18 protein-coding genes and 1 tRNA gene are annotated in these 17,998 nt (G+C 58.7%); 13 read left to right on the top strand and 6 right to left on the bottom strand.

The window, feature by feature from the left end:
* Positions 1–45 precede the first annotated feature (45 nt).
* The 13 genes from ruvA to nadA all read left to right on the top strand — a co-directional run bounded on the left by ruvA (position 46) and on the right by nadA (position 10,218).
* Positions 46–654: a Holliday junction branch migration protein RuvA gene (gene ruvA, locus HU718_RS23855; protein ID WP_034153418.1), complete on the top strand. Its 609-nt coding sequence runs from the start codon at positions 46–48 to the stop codon at positions 652–654.
* Complete coding sequence (gene ruvB / locus HU718_RS23850; protein WP_007912736.1) at positions 655–1,716, top strand: Holliday junction branch migration DNA helicase RuvB; 1,062 nt, start codon at positions 655–657, stop codon at positions 1,714–1,716.
* Between the two features lie 127 nt (positions 1,717–1,843).
* Positions 1,844–2,311, top strand: coding sequence for a tol-pal system-associated acyl-CoA thioesterase (gene ybgC / locus HU718_RS23845; RefSeq protein WP_102900172.1), 468 nt, complete (start codon positions 1,844–1,846; stop codon positions 2,309–2,311).
* Positions 2,301–2,996, top strand: a complete 696-nt coding sequence (tolQ, locus tag HU718_RS23840) for a protein TolQ (RefSeq protein ID WP_008080223.1) — start codon at positions 2,301–2,303, stop codon at positions 2,994–2,996. Before ybgC ends, tolQ begins: the two co-directional genes overlap by 11 nt.
* A gap of 23 nt (positions 2,997–3,019) precedes the next feature.
* Entirely contained in the window at positions 3,020–3,472 is a 453-nt protein-coding gene (gene tolR, locus HU718_RS23835) for a protein TolR (RefSeq protein ID WP_161806672.1), read from the top strand.
* Positions 3,472–4,554 (top strand): cell envelope integrity protein TolA, encoded by a 1,083-nt coding sequence (tolA, locus tag HU718_RS23830; RefSeq protein WP_016983827.1) that lies wholly within the window; start codon positions 3,472–3,474, stop codon positions 4,552–4,554. The genes tolR and tolA overlap by 1 nt, the downstream gene beginning before the upstream one ends.
* Before the next feature lie 17 nt (positions 4,555–4,571).
* Entirely contained in the window at positions 4,572–5,852 is a 1,281-nt protein-coding gene (gene tolB / locus HU718_RS23825; RefSeq protein WP_016983828.1) for a Tol-Pal system beta propeller repeat protein TolB, read from the top strand.
* A 52-nt stretch (positions 5,853–5,904) separates the two neighbouring features.
* On the top strand, positions 5,905–6,402 hold the full coding sequence (gene pal, locus HU718_RS23820) for a peptidoglycan-associated lipoprotein Pal (RefSeq protein ID WP_003178634.1): 498 nt from the start codon (positions 5,905–5,907) through the stop codon (positions 6,400–6,402).
* A 6-nt stretch (positions 6,403–6,408) separates the two neighbouring features.
* Positions 6,409–7,242 carry a tol-pal system protein YbgF gene (ybgF, locus tag HU718_RS23815; protein ID WP_007912724.1) on the top strand — a complete coding sequence of 278 codons (834 nt, stop codon included), beginning with the start codon at positions 6,409–6,411 and terminating at the stop codon, positions 7,240–7,242.
* A 166-nt stretch (positions 7,243–7,408) separates the two neighbouring features.
* Positions 7,409–8,056, top strand: coding sequence for a 7-carboxy-7-deazaguanine synthase QueE (queE, locus tag HU718_RS23810; protein ID WP_007912722.1), 648 nt, complete (start codon positions 7,409–7,411; stop codon positions 8,054–8,056).
* A 1-nt stretch (position 8,057) separates the two neighbouring features.
* Positions 8,058–8,750: a 7-cyano-7-deazaguanine synthase QueC gene (gene queC / locus HU718_RS23805; RefSeq protein WP_150708620.1), complete on the top strand. Its 693-nt coding sequence runs from the start codon at positions 8,058–8,060 to the stop codon at positions 8,748–8,750.
* Positions 8,751–8,812: 62 nt separating this feature from the next.
* A tRNA-Lys gene (locus HU718_RS23800) sits at positions 8,813–8,888 on the top strand.
* 271 nt (positions 8,889–9,159) lie between these two features.
* Positions 9,160–10,218 carry a quinolinate synthase NadA gene (gene nadA / locus HU718_RS23795; protein ID WP_150707527.1) on the top strand — a complete coding sequence of 353 codons (1,059 nt, stop codon included), beginning with the start codon at positions 9,160–9,162 and terminating at the stop codon, positions 10,216–10,218.
* Between the two features lie 136 nt (positions 10,219–10,354).
* Here the strand turns inward: nadA and HU718_RS23790 are convergent, their stop codons facing one another.
* From HU718_RS23790 to gcvH, 6 genes are all read right to left on the bottom strand, one after another.
* Positions 10,355–10,843 carry an RDD family protein gene (locus HU718_RS23790; RefSeq protein WP_150707526.1) on the bottom strand — a complete coding sequence of 163 codons (489 nt, stop codon included), beginning with the start codon at positions 10,841–10,843 and terminating at the stop codon, positions 10,355–10,357.
* Between the two features lie 96 nt (positions 10,844–10,939).
* Positions 10,940–11,152: a cold-shock protein gene (locus tag HU718_RS23785; protein ID WP_003227496.1), complete on the bottom strand. Its 213-nt coding sequence runs from the start codon at positions 11,150–11,152 to the stop codon at positions 10,940–10,942.
* Between the two features lie 403 nt (positions 11,153–11,555).
* Positions 11,556–12,680 (bottom strand): glycine cleavage system aminomethyltransferase GcvT, encoded by a 1,125-nt coding sequence (gcvT, locus tag HU718_RS23780; RefSeq protein ID WP_186616606.1) that lies wholly within the window; start codon positions 12,678–12,680, stop codon positions 11,556–11,558.
* 150 nt (positions 12,681–12,830) lie between these two features.
* On the bottom strand, positions 12,831–14,207 hold the full coding sequence (locus HU718_RS23775; RefSeq protein WP_217868246.1) for an L-serine ammonia-lyase: 1,377 nt from the start codon (positions 14,205–14,207) through the stop codon (positions 12,831–12,833).
* Between the two features lie 180 nt (positions 14,208–14,387).
* A complete protein-coding gene (gene gcvP, locus HU718_RS23770) occupies positions 14,388–17,240 on the bottom strand; it encodes an aminomethyl-transferring glycine dehydrogenase (protein WP_186614494.1) in 2,853 nt (950 codons plus the stop codon).
* Positions 17,241–17,251: 11 nt separating this feature from the next.
* A complete protein-coding gene (gcvH, locus tag HU718_RS23765) occupies positions 17,252–17,635 on the bottom strand; it encodes a glycine cleavage system protein GcvH (protein ID WP_180698637.1) in 384 nt (127 codons plus the stop codon).
* Between the last annotated feature and the right edge of the window lie 363 nt (positions 17,636–17,998).

Below are 17,998 nucleotides of genomic sequence, written 5' to 3'. Positions count from 1 at the left end.
GATAGTCGCCAGCCCACGGCTGGCCAACGCTCAAGGATCTGAAACGTGATTGGACGCTTGCGCGGCACCCTGGCTGAGAAACAGCCGCCGCACCTGATTCTGGATGTAAACGGCCTCGGGTATGAGCTGGAAGTGCCCATGACCACCCTTTATCGTCTGCCGTCGGTCGGTGAACCACTGACCCTGCACACCCATTTGGTCGTACGCGAAGACGCGCAGTTACTCTATGGTTTTGCCGGCAAGCGTGAGCGAGACTTTTTTCGCGAGTTGATCCGTCTCAATGGTGTCGGGCCAAAACTGGCGCTGGCTTTGATGTCGAGCCTGGAAGTCGACGAACTGATCCGCTGTGTGCAGTCTCAGGACACCTCGGCGCTGACCAAAGTACCGGGTGTCGGCAAGAAAACCGCCGAGCGTCTGCTGGTCGAGCTGAAAGACCGCTTCAAGGCCTGGGAAACTACGCCGGCCATGTTCGCGCTGGTACCGAATCAACCGGACGGCCCGGCGCCGGTCAATACCGCCGAAAACGATGCGGTCAGCGCGCTGATTTCCCTGGGTTACAAACCGCAGGAAGCGAGCAAGGCGATTACCGCCATCAAGGACAAGAATTTGAGCAGTGAAGACCTGATCCGCCGCGCCCTGAAGGGAATGATTTAAGTGATTGAAGCTGATCGTCTGATCACCGCCGCGCACAGCCCGCGCGAGCGCGAAGAAGTCCAGGATCGGGCCATTCGCCCGGTCAGTCTGGCCGACTATATTGGCCAGCCGACCGTGCGCGAGCAGATGGAACTGTTCATCCAGGCCGCCCGTGGCCGTAGCGAATCCCTCGACCACACGCTGATCTTCGGCCCGCCGGGTCTGGGTAAAACCACCCTGGCCAACATCATCGCTCAGGAAATGGGCGTATCGATCAAGAGCACATCCGGTCCGGTACTGGAGCGTCCGGGAGATCTGGCCGCGTTGCTGACCAATCTTGAACCGCATGACGTGTTGTTCATCGACGAAATCCATCGCTTGTCGCCGATCGTTGAAGAAGTGCTGTACCCGGCGATGGAAGATTTCCAGCTCGACATCATGATCGGTGAAGGACCGGCCGCGCGTTCGATCAAACTCGATCTGCCGCCGTTCACTTTGGTGGGCGCAACCACTCGCGCCGGCATGCTGACCAATCCTTTGCGTGACCGCTTCGGTATCGTCCAGCGTCTTGAGTTCTACAGCACGGCTGATCTGGCGACGATTGTCAGTCGTTCGGCGGCGATTCTCGGTCTGCCGCTGGATCCGGAAGGTTCTTTCGAGATCGCTCGTCGCGCCCGTGGCACACCGCGAATTGCCAACCGTCTGTTACGCCGCGTGCGCGACTTCGCCGAAGTGCGTGCCAAGGGCCATATCACCAAAGCGGTGGCGGATCTGGCGCTGAACCTGCTGGATGTCGACGAACATGGTTTCGATCATCAGGACCGGCGTCTGCTGCTGACCATGATCGAGAAGTTCGATGGCGGCCCGGTCGGTATCGACAGCCTCGCCGCTGCGATCAGTGAAGAACGTCACACCATTGAGGATGTGCTGGAACCGTATCTGATTCAGCAGGGTTACATCATGCGCACACCACGGGGCAGGGTGGTGACGCGCCACGCGTACCTGCACTTCGGTTTAAACATCCCGTCACGAATGGGTGAAATGCCCGTGGCAGACGAGTTTCTCGATGCCGTGGACGATTGATACACATTTTTTGTCGATTTATTCAGGGTTTGTACGGTCATAGGACGGTACTTTTGCGGTAAAGCTCTGAAACCATGAAAAACAGTTGCCTGGCCGGATTGGCAACCTGAGGAGTAAGCACTAGAGTATGCGCGCGCAAAACGGGCTTGAGCCGTTCGCACATCGTTGTCGCGTTTATTACGAGGACACCGATGCGGGCGGCATCGTGTATTACGTTAATTACCTCAAGTTTATGGAACGGGCTCGAACCGAGCGGCTCCGCGAACTGGGCTTTGCCCAATCTGCGCTTGCCGGGGAGGACCTGTTGTTTGTCGTGCACTCCAGCGAAGCGCGTTATCACGCGCCGGCGCGATTGGACGACGAACTGCTGGTAAGCGCTGATGTAATCGAATTGAACCGGGTCAGCCTGCGCTTCAAACAGCAGGTCAGGCGGGCAACGGATAATGTGCTGCTCTGTGAAGGGCAGTTTTTGGTGGCCTGTGTGCGCACTAACAGTTTGAAACCCCGGGCCCTTCCCGAAGACCTGCGTGCGGCCTTCGCCGACGCGGTCGGCCCGGGTACACACTCAAAGCAGGAGATAAAGCGTGGAAGCTAACGTCGTCGACCATTCCTCCATGTGGAGCCTGGTCAGCAATGCCAGCATCGTGGTGCAGTTGGTAATGTTGACCCTGGTGGCCGCATCGGTGACCTCATGGATCATGATCTTTCAGCGCAGCAATCTGCTGCGCGCCGGTCGACGCGCCCTGGAGAGCTTCGAAGAGCGCTTCTGGTCGGGTATCGATCTGTCCAAACTGTACCGTCAGGCCGGCAGCAACCCGGATCCGGATTCGGGTGTGGAGCAGATTTTTCGTGCCGGTTTCAAGGAATTCTCCCGTCTGCGTCAGCAGCCAGGTGTTGATCCTGAAGCGGTGATGGAAGGTGTGGCCCGTGCCATGCGCGTTGCCATCTCCCGTGAGGAAGAGAAGCTGGAGCAAAGCCTGCCATTCCTCGCCACCGTCGGTTCGGTCAGCCCGTACATCGGTCTGTTCGGTACGGTGTGGGGCATCATGAACTCCTTCCGCGGTCTCGCCAGCGCCCAGCAAGCAACCCTGGCCACTGTGGCCCCGGGTATTGCCGAAGCCCTGATCGCCACCGCGATCGGTCTGTTCGCGGCGATCCCTGCGGTTATCGCTTACAACCGTTTCGCCGCTCGCAGCGAAACCTTGCTGGGCCGCTACTACACCTTCGCCGATGAATTCCAGGCGATCCTGCACCGCAAAGTGCACACCAGCGAAGAATAAGCAGGTAATTTCCAATGGCTTTAATCGCTCGAGCTCGCAAAAAGCGCAAGCCGGTCGCCGAGATGAACGTGGTGCCTTACATCGACGTGATGTTGGTACTGCTGGTCATCTTCATGGTGACCGCGCCGATGCTCAATCAGGGCGTGAAAGTTGATCTGCCCAAGGTTTCCAGCGAAGCCTTGCCGCAGGACAACAACACTCAGGTCCTGACCATTTCGATCAAGGCTGACAAGACCTACTACTGGAACCTTGGCAGCGAAGTCGATACCGAGAAGCAACAGGACAGGGCCATGACCCTGCCGCAAATGACCGACGCGGTGACCAAGATCATTCGTGCCGGCACTGAAGGCGGCAAGCGTACCCAGGTCTTCATCCGCGGTGACAAGACCGTCGATTATGGTTCCGTCATGGGCGCCATGGGCGGGTTGCAGAAAGCCGGGGTCGGTAATGTTGGTTTGATTACCGAGGCCCCCTGATGCAGCAACAGCGAGAGCCGTCCGCCTCGGAAAGCTACTTCTGGCCTAGTGTTCTGGCAATTGTCCTGCACGTGCTGGTGTTCGGCATGCTGTTCGTCAGTTTTGCCTTTACACCAGAGCTGCCGCCGGCCAAACCGATTGTCCAGGCGACCTTGTACCAACTGAAATCGAAGAGTCAGGCAACCACCCAGACCAATCAGAAGATTGCGGGTGAGGCGAAGAAATCCGCCGCGCGTCAGACCGAAGTCGAGCAGATGGAGCAGAAGAAGGTCGAGCAGGAAGAGATCAAGGCCGCTGCGGAACAAAAGAAAGAAGAAGCGGCTCAAAAAGCCGAGGAAGCCAAGAAGGCCGACGAGTCGAAGAAAGCAGACGAGGCGAAAAAGGCTGACGAAGCCAAAAAAGCCGACGAAGCCAAGAAGACCGCCGAAGCCAAGAAGGCTGAAGAGAAACAATTGGCTGATATAGCCAAGAAGAAATCTGAAGAAGAAGCGAAAAAGGCTGCTGAAGAAGAGGCCAAGAAAGCCGCTGCTGAAGAAGCCAAGAAGAAGATCGTCGAAGACGCGAAGAAGAAAGCCGCCGAAGACGCCAAGAAGAAAGCTGAAGCTGAAGAGGCGAAGAAGAAAATCGCCGACGAAGCGAAGAAGAAAGCTGCTGCCGATGCTGCGAAGAAGAAAGCGCAGGATGCGGCACGTAAATCGACCGAAGACAAAAAGGCTCAGGCCTTGGCCGATCTGCTTTCCGACACGCCGCAGCGTCAGCAGGCCTTGGCCGATGAGCAGGGTGACGAAGTCGCGGGCAGTTTCGATGACCTGATTCGTGCGCGAGCGGCAGAAGGTTGGGCTCGTCCTCCTTCGGCACGCAAAGGCATGACGGTCGTGCTGCAAATCGGCATGTTGCCGGACGGTACGGTGACTTCGGTCAGCGTGGCCAAGTCCAGTGGCGACGGTCCGTTTGATGCTTCGGCAGTCGCGGCAGTGAAGAATATTGGACGTTTGACAGAAATGCAGGGAATGAAGCCGAGCGATTTCGCTCCGTATCGTTCATTCAAGATGACATTCACACCTGAGGATCTAGCCTTGTGAGAAACCTTCTTCGAGGAATGCTGGTCGTGATCTGCTGCATGGCAGGGATCGCGATGGCGGATGAAAAGAACATTCTGGTTACCAGCGGCAGCGATCGGGCTACTCCGATCGCCGTTGTACCGTTCGGTATGCAGGGCGGTGCCGTGCTGCCGGACGACATGGCAGAAATCATTGGTAACGATTTGCGCAACTCGGGCTACTACTCGCCGATTCCAAAGCAAAACATGATCAGCCAGCCAAGCCAGCCGAGCGAAATCATCTTCCGTGACTGGAAGGCGGTGGGTGCTCAATACATGATGGTTGGCAGCATTGCCCCAGCCGGCGGTCGCCTGCAGGTGCAGTGGGCACTGTTCAACGTGGCCACCGAACAGAAAGTGGCTGACGGCAGTGTTTCCGGTACCACCGAGCAACTGCGCGACATGGCGCACTTCATCTCTGATCAGTCGTTCCAGAAGCTGACCGGTATCGAAGGTGCGTTCTCGACTCGCCTGCTGTATGTGACAGCCGAACGCTTCTCCGAGAAGAACACGCGTTACACCCTGCAACGTTCTGACTATGACGGTGCCCGCGCCGTGACTCTGCTGCAATCGCGCGAGCCGATCCTGTCGCCGCGTTTCGCACCGGATGGCAAACGCATCGCCTACGTGTCGTTCGAGCAGAAGCGTCCGCGCATCTTCATGCAGAACATCGACACCGGTCGCCGTGAGCAGATCACCAACTTCGAAGGTCTGAACGGCGCGCCAGCCTGGTCGCCGAACGGCGATCGCCTGGCGTTCGTACTGTCGAAAGACGGTAACCCGGACATTTACGTGATGAACCTGGCTTCGCGCCAGATCACCCGTGTGACCGCAGGTCCTGGCATCAACACCGAACCGTACTGGGGCAAGGATGGTTCGACCATCTACTTCACCTCGGACCGCGGCGGCAAGCCTCAGATCTATAAAACCAGCGCCAGTGGCGGTGGTGCCGAGCGTGTGACGTTTGTAGGTAACTACAACGCCAACCCGAAACTTTCGGCAGATGAAAAGACTTTGGTGATGATCCATCGTCAGGATGGCTTCACCAATTTCAAGGTGGCAGCTCAGGATCTGCAGCGAGGGAGTGTAAAGATCCTCACTGATAGCACTCTGGACGAGTCACCTACTGTTGCGCCCAACGGCACCATGGTAATCTACGCCACCCGCCAACAGGGCCGGGGAGTCTTGATGCTCGTGTCCATTAATGGACGCGTTAGGCTCCCGCTTCCTACCGCTCAAGGCGAAGTCAGAGAACCGTCCTGGTCCCCTTACCTGAAGTGAGCGGGCGCTACACGTTTTACTTAACACACTGGGGTTCATTAGGAGTTTCACGATGGAAATGCTGAAGTTTGGTAAATTTGCTGCGCTGGCTCTGGCCATGGCTGTAGCTGTAGGTTGCTCGTCCAAAGGCGGCGACAACGCCGGTGAAGGCGCTGTTGATCCAAACGCTGGTTACGGCGCAAACACTGGTGCCGTTGACGGTTCCCTGAGCGAAGAAGCTGCTCTGCGCGCAATCACCACCTTCTACTTCGAATACGACAGCTCGGACCTGAAGCCAGAAGCCATGCGCGCTCTGGACGTTCACGCCAAAGACCTGAAAGCAAACGGCGCTCGCGTTGTTCTGGAAGGCAACACCGACGAACGTGGTACTCGTGAGTACAACATGGCACTGGGCGAGCGTCGTGCGAAAGCCGTTCAGCGCTACCTGGTACTGCAAGGTGTTTCCCCAGCTCAGCTGGAACTGGTTTCCTACGGCGAAGAGCGTCCAGTTGCTACCGGCAACGACGAGCAGTCCTGGGCTCAAAACCGTCGCGTCGAACTGCGTAAGTAATTCGATATGCGAACGTGCCGTCGTGCTGTAACTGTTCTGGCTCTCAGCCTCGCGCCGCTTGCGGCGTGGGCTGCGGTTCCTGTGGTCGATGACAACTCCGGTTATAACAATAGCGGGAGCAGTTATCCGCCTGCAGGTTACGGTACGAACGGCGCCTATGCCGGGGGAGCGGCTTCGGCCCCTGCCTCGGCACAAGGCATGCTGTTCAACCAACTGCAACAAATGCAGGATCAGATATCGCGCCAGCAAGGTGTGATTGAAGAACTGCAGAATCAGGTTGCGCGCATGAAGCAGGAATCCCTGGAGCGATACCAGGATCTTGATCGGCGCATAGGATCCGGCGTTGCACCTGCCGCGACTCCTGAGAATTCTTCTGCCGGTGGCGATGCAAGTGCTGCTGCCGGTGCTGCCGCTGGTGCCGGGGCTGCTGCCCAGGCACCTGCTGCAAGCAGCGAACCGGGTGATCCGGCCAAGGAAAAGCTGTATTACGATGCCGCTTTCGACCTGATCAAAGCCAAGGATTTCGACAAGGCCAGCCAGGCTTTTGCCGCTTTCCTGCGCAAGTACCCGAACAGCCAATACGCGGGCAATGCCCAGTACTGGTTGGGCGAAGTCAATCTGGCCAAGGGCGATCTGCAAGGTGCAGGTCAGGCTTTCGCCAAGGTTTCGCAGCTGTATCCCAAGCACGCCAAAGTTCCGGATTCGCTGTACAAGCTGGCTGATGTAGAACGCCGCCTCGGTCATACCGACAAGGTCAAAGGCATTCTGCAGCAGGTGGTGGCCCAATATCCGGGTACCTCCGCTGCTCAGTTGGCTCAACGCGATCTGCAACGCATGTAAGCACGCTTGACCCGTTTGGAAGAAACCCGCGCTTGTCGCGGGTTTTTTCGTTAGAATTCACGCCCTTTTTCTGAAACACGCTTCTTGCGGTCTACGCGTTGGCGGGATTGCCTGAAGTGCCTGACGGAGGCGGACAGCCTGTTTAGCTGTTACGCCCGTGGCGACTATGCAAGACACATTGAGAATCACCGAAGTTTTCTACTCGTTGCAGGGGGAAACACGGACTGCCGGGCTGCCCACTGTTTTTGTGCGCCTGACCGGTTGCCCTTTGCGTTGCCAATACTGCGACAGCGCCTATGCGTTCAGTGGCGGTACCGTGCGCACCCTCGACGACATCCTCGAGCAAGTGGCCGGATTTCGTCCGCGCTACGTCTGTGTCACCGGTGGTGAACCGCTGGCGCAGCCGAATGCCATTCCTTTGCTCAAGCAGTTGTGTGACGCCGGTTATGAGGTCTCGCTGGAAACCAGCGGCGCCCTCGACGTCTCGGCTGTCGATCCGCGCGTCAGTCGCGTTGTCGACCTGAAGACGCCGGATTCGAAAGAAGCCCATCGCAACCGTTACGAGAACATCGAACTGCTGACGCCCAACGATCAGGTGAAGTTTGTTATCTGCTCGCGGGACGACTATGACTGGGCCGTCTCCAAACTGATTCAGTACGGTCTTGATCGGCGTGCCGGCGAAGTGCTGTTTTCCCCAAGTCACCATGACCTCAATGCTCGGGATCTGGCGGACTGGGTGGTGGCGGACAACCTGCCGGTGCGCTTGCAATTGCAGTTGCATAAATATCTGTGGAACGACGAGCCGGGGCGCTGAGATGACCGAACAACTGAACACCACCGAAAAACGTGCGGTCATCCTGCTGTCCGGCGGCCTCGATTCGGCGACCGTCGTGGCCATGGCACGCGCCGAAGGCTACCGCTGCTACACCATGAGCTTCGACTACGGCCAGCGCTCCCACGCCGAACTACACGCCGCTGCCCGCGTCGCCCGCGACTTGGGCGTGGTCGAGCACAAGGTGATTGGCCTCAACCTGAATGGCATGGGCGGCTCGGCACTGACCGACACCAGCATCGACATCCCCGAAGAGTTGGGCGAAGGCATTCCGGTGACGTACGTGCCGGCGCGTAACACGGTGTTCCTGTCGCTGGCGTTGGGCTGGGCAGAAGTGCTCGGTGCACGCGACATCTTTATTGGTGTCAACGCCGTGGACTATTCCGGTTACCCGGATTGCCGCCCCGAGTTCATCGAGTCGTTCGAGCGCATGGCCAATCTGGCGACCAAGGCTGGCGTTGAAGGCAATGGCTTCCGCATCCAGGCGCCGTTGCAGAACCTGAGCAAGGCACAGATCGTCGAGGCGGGCGTTAAGCTCGGCGTTGATTATGGCCTCACCGTTTCCTGCTATCAGGCCGACGATGAAGGCCGCGCGTGCGGTAAATGCGACAGCTGCCGCCTGCGTGCAGAAGGCTTCGCGGCAGCTGGTGTGGACGACCCAACACCTTATTTTTGATTATTTTCAAAAAGGTGTTGAATAGTCCTTAAAAATCAGTATTATACGCGCCACCACACAGCGGGTCGTTAGCTCAGTTGGTAGAGCAGTTGGCTTTTAACCAATTGGTCGTAGGTTCGAATCCCACACGACCCACCATATTTGGCGGTTTAGAAAATCCGGAAGGCCCACGAAAGTGAGGATTTCCGGGTTTTTTTTTGCCTGTAATTTCGCTCCGCGTTATTTCAATACCCGCAGCGCTGACGCAGGTCAGAATCATCTTTTGTATCAACGGGATATTCTGTAGCCTTGCGCAGCTTCAATGCTGTCCGTGCCTGATAATACTCACTCTCCCGGCGGTACCCTCAAGCGGTCCGGAGCCGGGTGTATACTCGACTTTCGCGCGAAAGCGCCTGCAGGTCTTGCGAACATGACGCAGATTTCCGAACGCCTTCTGGTTCAAGCTCACCTCGATGCCAAACAGCCCAAACCGCTGACGGCTGAGGAAGAGGCTTATTACCGTTCTGCCATCGCCGCCGAGCTCAAGGCTCAGGACGCGGTGCTGGTGGCCCACTTTTATTGCGACCCGGTGATTCAGGCTCTGGCCGAAGAAACCGGTGGCTGTGTCTCTGACTCCCTGGAAATGGCCCGCTTCGGCAACGCTCACCCGGCTAAGACTGTGGTGGTTGCCGGCGTGAAGTTCATGGGCGAGACCGCGAAGATCCTCAACCCGGAAAAACGTGTGTTGATGCCGACGCTGGACGCGACTTGCTCGCTGGATCTGGGTTGCCCGGTCGACGAGTTCTCGGCGTTCTGCGATCAGCACCCGGAGCGTACGGTGGTGGTTTACGCCAACACTTCAGCTGCTGTGAAGGCTCGGGCTGACTGGGTGGTGACATCGAGTTGCGCGCTGGAGATCGTCGAAAGCCTGATGGACAACGGCGAGACCATCATCTGGGGCCCGGACAAGCACCTCGGCACCTATATTCAGCGCAAGACCGGCGCCGACATGCTGCTGTGGGACGGTGCCTGCATCGTTCACGAAGAGTTCAAGTCCAAGCAGCTCGAAGACATGAAAGCGTTGTACCCGGACGCTGCGATTCTGGTGCACCCGGAGTCGCCAACGTCGGTGATCGAGCTGGCGGACGCCGTCGGGTCCACCAGCCAGTTGATTGCTGCCGCGCAGAGCCTGCCAAACAAGACGCTGATTGTCGCCACCGACCGTGGCATCTTCTACAAGATGCAGCAGTTGTGCCCGGACAAGGTTTTCATCGAGGCGCCAACCGCCGGTAACGGCGCAGCCTGCCGCAGTTGCGCACATTGCCCGTGGATGGCCATGAACACCCTCGAGCGCACGCTCAAGAGCTTGAAGGAGGGGACGAACGAGATCTTTGTTGATCCGGCGTTGATTCCGCAGGCGATCCGGCCGTTGAAGCGCATGCTCGACTTCACCCAGGCAGCGCGGATGAGACTGGCCGGTAACGCCTGAGGTCTTTCAGAAACACCCCAGAACCTGTGGGAGCGGGCCTGCTCGCGAAGGCGGTGAATCAGCAGATATAAATGTTGGCTGACACTACGCCTTCGCGAGCAGGCTCGCTCCCACAGTGGTTTTTCGTGTCTGAAAGTTATTTGGTCTTTTTCGGGATTCGCACCACGCGTGTATCGGAATAGATGTCATGCCACGTGCGCTTCTGCTTGTCGTACAGCGACCAGAAGAATCCCAGCCCCACGCACAACCACGACGCAATCGACACCATGAACCGCAACAGCGCCTGCCACAGGCTGATCGCGGTGCCATTGGCGTTCTGCACGCGAATCCCCCACACCTGCATGCCCAGTGTCTGCCCGCCATGGGTCCAGAACTTGGCGAAGAATGCGAACAACACCAGCAGCAGCACGGTGGAGTAGAGCGGGTCGCCGTCCATTTTTCCGGCATCAGTCAGCGCACGCAGGCGTTCTTCGCCAATGATCGCGGCCTGGATCAGTTTGTAAACGAAACCGGTGACGATCAGCAGCGCTGTGCACAGCAGAAAGTCATAGAACATCGCTGCCAGGCGACGGCCAAGGCCTACCGGAGGGAAATCCCCTTGGGGCGTGAGCAGGTTTTTCGACATGGCAGCCTCTGGACGCAGAATGAAGCGCCATTTTACGGATTCGCGCGCACAAAAAAGCCCCTGATATCAATATCAGGGGCTTTTTCGTAACAGAAATCAGGCTTCTGCTTGTACTTCGTCAGCCTGCATGCCTTTCTGGCCTTGCACAGCAACGAAAGTCACTTTCTGGCCTTCTTTCAGGCTTTTGAAGCCGTTGCCCTGAATGGCGCGGAAATGCACGAACAGATCCGGACCGCTTTCTGGAGTGATAAAACCAAAACCTTTCTCGTCGTTAAACCACTTGACGGTACCGCTCTGACGTGTGGACATTTCTTATTTCCTTTGACGCAAAAATTGATGACAGTCTCTTTCTCATGAAAGAGTACTGGGGCTGGTTGCAGGAGAGTAAGAAGACGTCGAACGGGATGTAGCTAACTTGTAGGCTACTGCCCAGGTCACGATTCCAAGCTGACCCATGCAAACACAGTGGAGAAACTCTACGCCAACTACGGGAGAAAAAACAAGCCCTGCGAAGCCCCCGGTTTTACTGAGCTTGAGCAAGTTAATCCTTTCACTAGTGCAGCCTTAGACGATTCGCTTGTTCAATTGTTTTCGAACGTTATAAGCAAAGTTCATATTCGAATCGATTGTTAGAAAATGCACTTTTTTGTGGCGATTGCGTGACACATTAGTGCACGCATTACGCAATCGCGTTACTTATAGAAACAGTCAATCAACCGCGATAGTAGCGTTGTGGAACAAATGGCATTTTGCTTACAAGCATTGGCACCTTTTTCCCACGTACGATTGCCCAAACGGTGGTGTCGAGGGTGACATAAGCGCTGTCGAGGTAACCCATCGCCAGTGGCCCACCCAAGGTCGGACCGAAACCGCCGCTGCATACGCTGCCGATGATTTCGCCGGCTTCGTTGACGATTTCTGCGCCTTCACGCACGGGTGTGCGCTCCTGCGGCAGCAGGCCGACGCGTTTGCGCGCCACGCCATTCTGTTGCTGGGCGAAAACATTCTCCGCGCCCGGGAAACCGCCGGCCCGCGCGCCATCAGCGCGACGTGGCTTGGAGACCGCCCACAGCAGGCTGGCTTCGATCGGCGTGGTCTCGGTGTTCATGTCGTGGCCGTAGAGGCACAGGCCGGCTTCCAGGCGCAGCGAATCGCGGGCGCCGAGGCCGATGGCCTGGACTTCCGGTTCGGCGAGCAGGGCGCGCGCGAGTTTTTCCGCGTCGGCGGCCGGCACCGAGATTTCAAAACCGTCTTCACCGGTGTAACCCGAACGGCTGACAAAGCATTCGACGCCCAACAGATTCACACGGGCGAACTGCATAAAAGTCATTTTTTCAACAGAAGGTGCCAGTCGCGCCAGCACGGTGAACGCCGCCGGACCTTGCAATGCCAACAGCGCACGCTCTTCGAACAGCGCCGTAATGGTGCACTGATCGCCGATGTGTTTTTGCAGGTGAGCCAGGTCCTGATCCTTGCACGCGGCGTTGACCACCAGGAACAGTTCGTCGTTGCCGAGGTTGGCAACCATCAGGTCATCGAGGATGCCGCCGTTGTCGTTGGTGAACATCGCGTAACGCTGCATGCCCACCGGCAGATCGATGATGTCCACCGGCACCAGGGTTTCCAATGCTTTGGCAGCGTTGGCGCCGGTCAGGCGAATCTGGCCCATGTGCGAGACGTCGAACAGCCCGGCCTGCTCACGGGTGTGCTGGTGTTCTTTCATCACGCCGAGCGGGTATTGCACTGGCATGTCGTAGCCGGCGAACGGCACCATGCGAGCGCCGAGTTCGATGTGCAGAGCGTGCAGCGGGGTTTTCGACAGTTGTTCGGTGGACATGCGTGGCTCCTTGAAAATTTGAGTTGGGGGGAAGCGGCAAGATCAAGATCAAAAGCCCCTCACCCCAGCCCTCTCCCGGAGGGAGAGGGAGTTAGGTACGTTTCTCTCCCGGAGGAGAGGTGGTCAATTTTCGTTTGGCTTGGTTCGTGGTCAGCATTCGATGATGTTGACCGCCAGACCGCCGCGGGCGGTCTCTTTGTATTTACTTTTCATGTCTGCGCCGGTCTGGCGCATGGTACGGATGACTTTGTCGAGGGAGACGAAATGCTGGCCGTCGCCACGCATGGCCATGCGCACCGCGTTGATCGCTTTCACCGAGCCCATCGCATTGCGCTCGATGCACGGCACCTGCACCAGTCCGCCAATCGGGTCGCAGGTCAGGCCGAGGTTGTGTTCCATGCCGATTTCCGCAGCGTTCTCGACTTGCTGAACGCTGCCACCAAGCACTTCGCACAACGCCCCGGCCGCCATCGAACAGGCCACGCCGACTTCACCCTGACACCCGACTTCGGCGCCGGAGATCGAGGCGTTTTCCTTGTAGAGAATGCCGATGGCCGCCGCGGTCAGCAGAAAGCGCACGACGCCGTCGTCATTCGCGCCGGGGATAAAGCGCATGTAGTAATGCAGCACCGCCGGAATGATCCCCGCCGCGCCGTTGGTAGGTGCGGTAACCACACGCCCACCGTTGGCGTTCTCTTCGTTGACCGCCAAGGCGTAGAGGTTGACCCAATCAAGCACCGACAACGGATCGCGCAGCGCTGATTCCGGGTTTTTGCACAGTTGCCGATGCAACGCCGCCGCTCGGCGTTTGACCTTCAAACCGCCCGGTAAAATGCCTTCGTTACGGCAACCGGCGGCGACGCAATCCTGCATCACCTGCCAGATGTTCAGCAGCCCGGCGCGGGTTTCCGCTTCCGGGCGCCAGGCGCTTTCGTTGGTCAGCATCACCTGACTGATCGACAGGCCATAGGTGGCGCAATGACCGAGCAAGTCCTTGGCGCTTTTGAACGGGAAGGTCAGCGGCGTGGCGTCTTCGACGATGCGATCGGCGCCGGCCGCATCTTCATCGACCACAAACCCGCCACCGACCGAGTAGTACTCGCGGCTGCGGATCTGAATCCCCGCCGCATCGAAGGCGCGGAAGATCATGCCGTTGGGGTGATAGGCCAGCGGCTTGCGGATCATCGCCAGGTGTTCTTTCTCGTTGAACGCAATGCTGTGTTCGCCGAGCAGGTTCAGCCGGCCGTTGCCGCGTATCTCTTGCAGGCGCGCTGCGACGGTTTCGGTATCAACGGTGTCCGGGTGTTCGCCTTCGAGGCCGAGGAGCACGGCTTTGTCGCTGCCGTGACCTTTACCGGTGGCGCCGAGGGAGCCGTAGAGTTCAACGCGAACGCTGGCGGTGGTGGTCAGCAGGTTTTCACGTTGCAGGCCTTCGGCGAAACGCGCAGCTGCACGCATCGGGCCGACGGTGTGGGAACTGGAGGGGCCGATGCCAATCTTGAACAGGTCGAACACGCTTAACGACATGAGGGTGGCTCCTGCGGAGCAGTTGTGAGCTTCAAGTTGCAAGCTACAAGTAAAAGCGGATCGGGTTTTTCCTTGCGGCTTCTATAAGGCCGCAGTGCGTGCAGCAAGATACAAACCGCAAGTAAAAAGCAGATCAGCCCTTACTTGCAGCTTGTAGCTCAAAGCTCGCAGCTGCTTTCCTTAAGCGTAGCTTTCGATCGACGGGCAAGCGCAGACCAGGTTGCGATCGCCGAAGACGTTGTCGACGCGACCGACCGGTGGCCAGTATTTGCCTTCGATCAACGAAGCAACCGGATAAACGGCCTGCTCGCGGCTGTACGGGTGAGTCCACTCGCCAACCAGTTCCGCAGCAGTGTGCGGAGCGTTCTTCAGCGGGTTGTCATCCTTGTCCAGCGTGCCGTTTTCCACCGCGCGGATTTCTTCGCGGATGCGAATCATGGCGTCGCAGAAGCGGTCCAGTTCTTCCTTGGATTCACTTTCGGTCGGCTCGATCATCAGCGTGCCTGCTACCGGGAAGGACATGGTCGGCGCGTGGAAGCCGAAGTCGATCAGGCGCTTGGCGACGTCATCAACGCTGATGCCGCTGCTGTCTTTCAGCGGACGCAGATCGAGGATGCACTCGTGCGCCACCAGGCCATTGCTGCCGGTGTACAGCACTGGGTAGTGCTCTTCGAGGCGACGGGAAATGTAGTTGGCGTTGAGGATCGCCAGCTGCGAAGCACGCTTCAGACCAGCGCCACCCATCATGCGAATGTACATCCAGGTGATCGGCAAAATACTTGCGCTGCCGAACGGTGCTGCGCAGACCGCGCCTTCCTTGCGTTGCATCTGGCCGTGGCCCGGCAGGAACGGCGTCAGGTGCGACTTGACGCCAATCGGGCCAACGCCCGGGCCGCCACCGCCGTGCGGGATGCAGAAGGTTTTGTGCAGGTTCAGGTGCGAGACGTCGCCGCCGAACTTGCCCGGTGCGCAGAGGCCGACCATTGCGTTCATGTTGGCGCCGTCGATGTACACCTGACCGCCGTTGTCATGAATGATCCCGCAGATTTCGCGGATGCCTTCTTCGAACACGCCGTGGGTCGACGGGTAAGTGATCATCAGCGCGGCGAGGTGTTCGCGGTGCTCGATGGCTTTGGCACGCAGGTCTTCGATGTCGACGTTGCCGCGCGCATCGCAGGCGGTCACGACCACGCGCATGCCCGCCATGTTGGCGGTGGCCGGGTTGGTGCCGTGGGCGGACGAGGGGATCAGGCAGATGTCGCGGCGTTCATCGCCACGGCTCTGGTGATAAGCACGAATCGCCAACAGGCCTGCGTATTCACCTTGCGAACCGGCGTTCGGTTGCAGCGAGATCGCGTCGTAACCGGTGGCGGCGCAGAGCATCGCTTCCAGTTCATCGGTCAGTTGCTGGTAACCGGCACTTTGCGCGGCCGGGGCGAACGGGTGCAGGGCACCGAATTCAGCCCAGGTCACCGGGATCATTTCGCTGGCGGCGTTGAGTTTCATGGTGCACGAGCCCAGCGGGATCATGGTGCGATCCAGTGCCAGATCCTTGTCTGCCAGTTTGCGCAGGTAGCGCATCAGCTCGGTTTCCGAGTGATAACGGTTGAACACCGGGTGGCTGAGGATTGGTGACTGACGTACCAGCGACGCAGGAATGGTGCTTTGCACCGAGGCGGCCAGCGCAGCGAAGTCCGGCAGAGTCTTGCCGTCGGCGAACAGGCCCCACAGGGTTTCGATGTCCGCCTGGGTGGTGGTTTCATCGACCGACAGGCCCAGACGCTGAGCGTCGATCACGCGCAGGTTGATCTGCGCAGCGTGCGCCTTGTCATGCAGCACGGCGGTTTGTGCGCCGGTGGCCACGGTCAGGGTGTCGAAGAAACTGGCTTGTTCGACTTTCGCGCCCAGCGCGGTCAGGCCCTTGGCCAGAATCGCGGTCAGGTGATGCACGCGGTTGGCGATCTGCGTCAGGCCTTTCGGGCCGTGGTAGACGGCGTACATGCTGGCGATGTTGGCCAGCAGCACTTGCGCGGTGCAGATGTTCGACGTGGCTTTCTCGCGGCGGATGTGTTGCTCGCGGGTCTGCATCGCCAGACGCAGCGCAGGCTTGCCGAAACGGTCAACCGACACGCCGACCAGACGGCCCGGCATGTCACGTTTGAACGCATCTTTGGTGGAGAAGTAAGCCGCGTGCGGGCCACCGAAGCCCAGCGGCACGCCGAAGCGTTGTGCCGAACCGATGGCGACGTCAGCGCCGAACTCGCCCGGCGCGGTCAGCAGGGTCAGGGCCAGCAGGTCAGCGGCGACGGCGACCAAAGCGTTGGCGGCGTGGAAGCGTTCGGTCAGTTCGCGGTAGTCGAAGACATCACCGTTGCTCGCCGGGTATTGCAGCAGGGCGCCAAAGAACGGCGTTACGTCAGTCAGTTCACGCTCATCGCCAACAACCACGTCGATACCCAGCGGCTCGGCACGGGTGCGCAGCACGTCGAGGGTTTGCGGGTGGCTGTGGATCGAGGCGAAGAATTGGTGGCTGCCCTTGTTCTTGCTCAGGCGTTTGCAGAAGGTCATGGCTTCGGCAGCGGCGGTGGCTTCATCAAGCAAGGAAGCGTTGGCGATCGGCAGGCCGGTGAGGTCGCTGATCATCGTCTGGAAGTTCAGCAGCGCTTCGAGACGGCCCTGGGAAATTTCTGGCTGGTACGGGGTGTAAGCGGTGTACCAGGCCGGGTTTTCCAACAGGTTGCGCAGAATCGGCGACGGCGTGTGGCAGTTGTAGTAGCCCTGGCCGATGTAGGTCTTGAACAGCTGATTCTTGCCGGCGATGGATTTGATCATCGCCAGTGCATCGGCTTCGCTGAGGCCGTCGTCCATGCCGAGCACGCTGGTGCCCTTGATGCTTTCCGGGATGACGCTGGCGCTCAGCGCTTCGAGCGAGTCGAAGCCGAGGCTGTTGAGCATGGCTTGCTCGTCACCGGCGCGCGGGCCGATGTGACGGGCGATGAATTCGTTGGCGGTGCCGAGGTTGATTTGAGTCATGTCGGTGTTCCTCAGGCTTCGGCTTGGGCTTTGATCAGACGGTCGTACGCGTCCTGATCGAGCAGTTTGCCGACAGCGGCGGCATCGCTTGGCTGGAAGCGGAAGAACCAGCCTTCGCCCAGCGGATCTTCGTTGACCAGTTCCGGGCTGTCTTCCAGCGCCGGGTTGGTCGCCAGCACTTCGCCGTCGAGCGGCATGTACACGCCGCTGGCGGCTTTTACCGATTCCACGGTGGCGGCTTCGGCGCCTTTGTCGTAAGCCTGCAATTCAGGCAGTTGCACGAACACCACGTCGCCCAAGGCGTTCTGCGCGAAAGCGGTGATGCCGACAGTAACGCTGCCGTCAGCTTCGGTGCGCAGCCATTCGTGATCTTCAGTAAAACGCAACTCGCTCATGGAAACTCCTCAGGGGGCCAGACTCGTCTGGTGGACGCGGTGGAATAGTCGGGCGCGAAGGCCCTTATTTATGAGGGGTTGATTAGCAAGAATGCGGCCAAGGTCTATTTGTCTTTATAAATCAATGATTTAGGCATTTAAGGGGTCGACGCGGGAGGCATCTCTGTAGCGAAATCGCTACAGCCTGGAGCGAGGATAAAAGCTGAACGGGATCAAAGCCTTGCACAGCGGTGATCGGAGGAAGGTGTATCGATATCGTTCCGCTGTAGCGCTTTCAGTACAGGTGGAGGTCGTTTTGAACGGATTTCGAATCCGGTGCAATACCCCTGTGGGAGCGAGCCTGCTCGCGAAGAGGGTGTGTCA

Origin of the sequence: Pseudomonas tensinigenes, from assembly GCF_014268445.2 — a bacterium.
GTDB lineage: Bacteria > Pseudomonadota > Gammaproteobacteria > Pseudomonadales > Pseudomonadaceae > Aquipseudomonas > Aquipseudomonas tensinigenes.
Note: the sequence above shows the minus strand (reverse complement) of the source record. Positions and strands in the feature narration are given on the sequence as shown.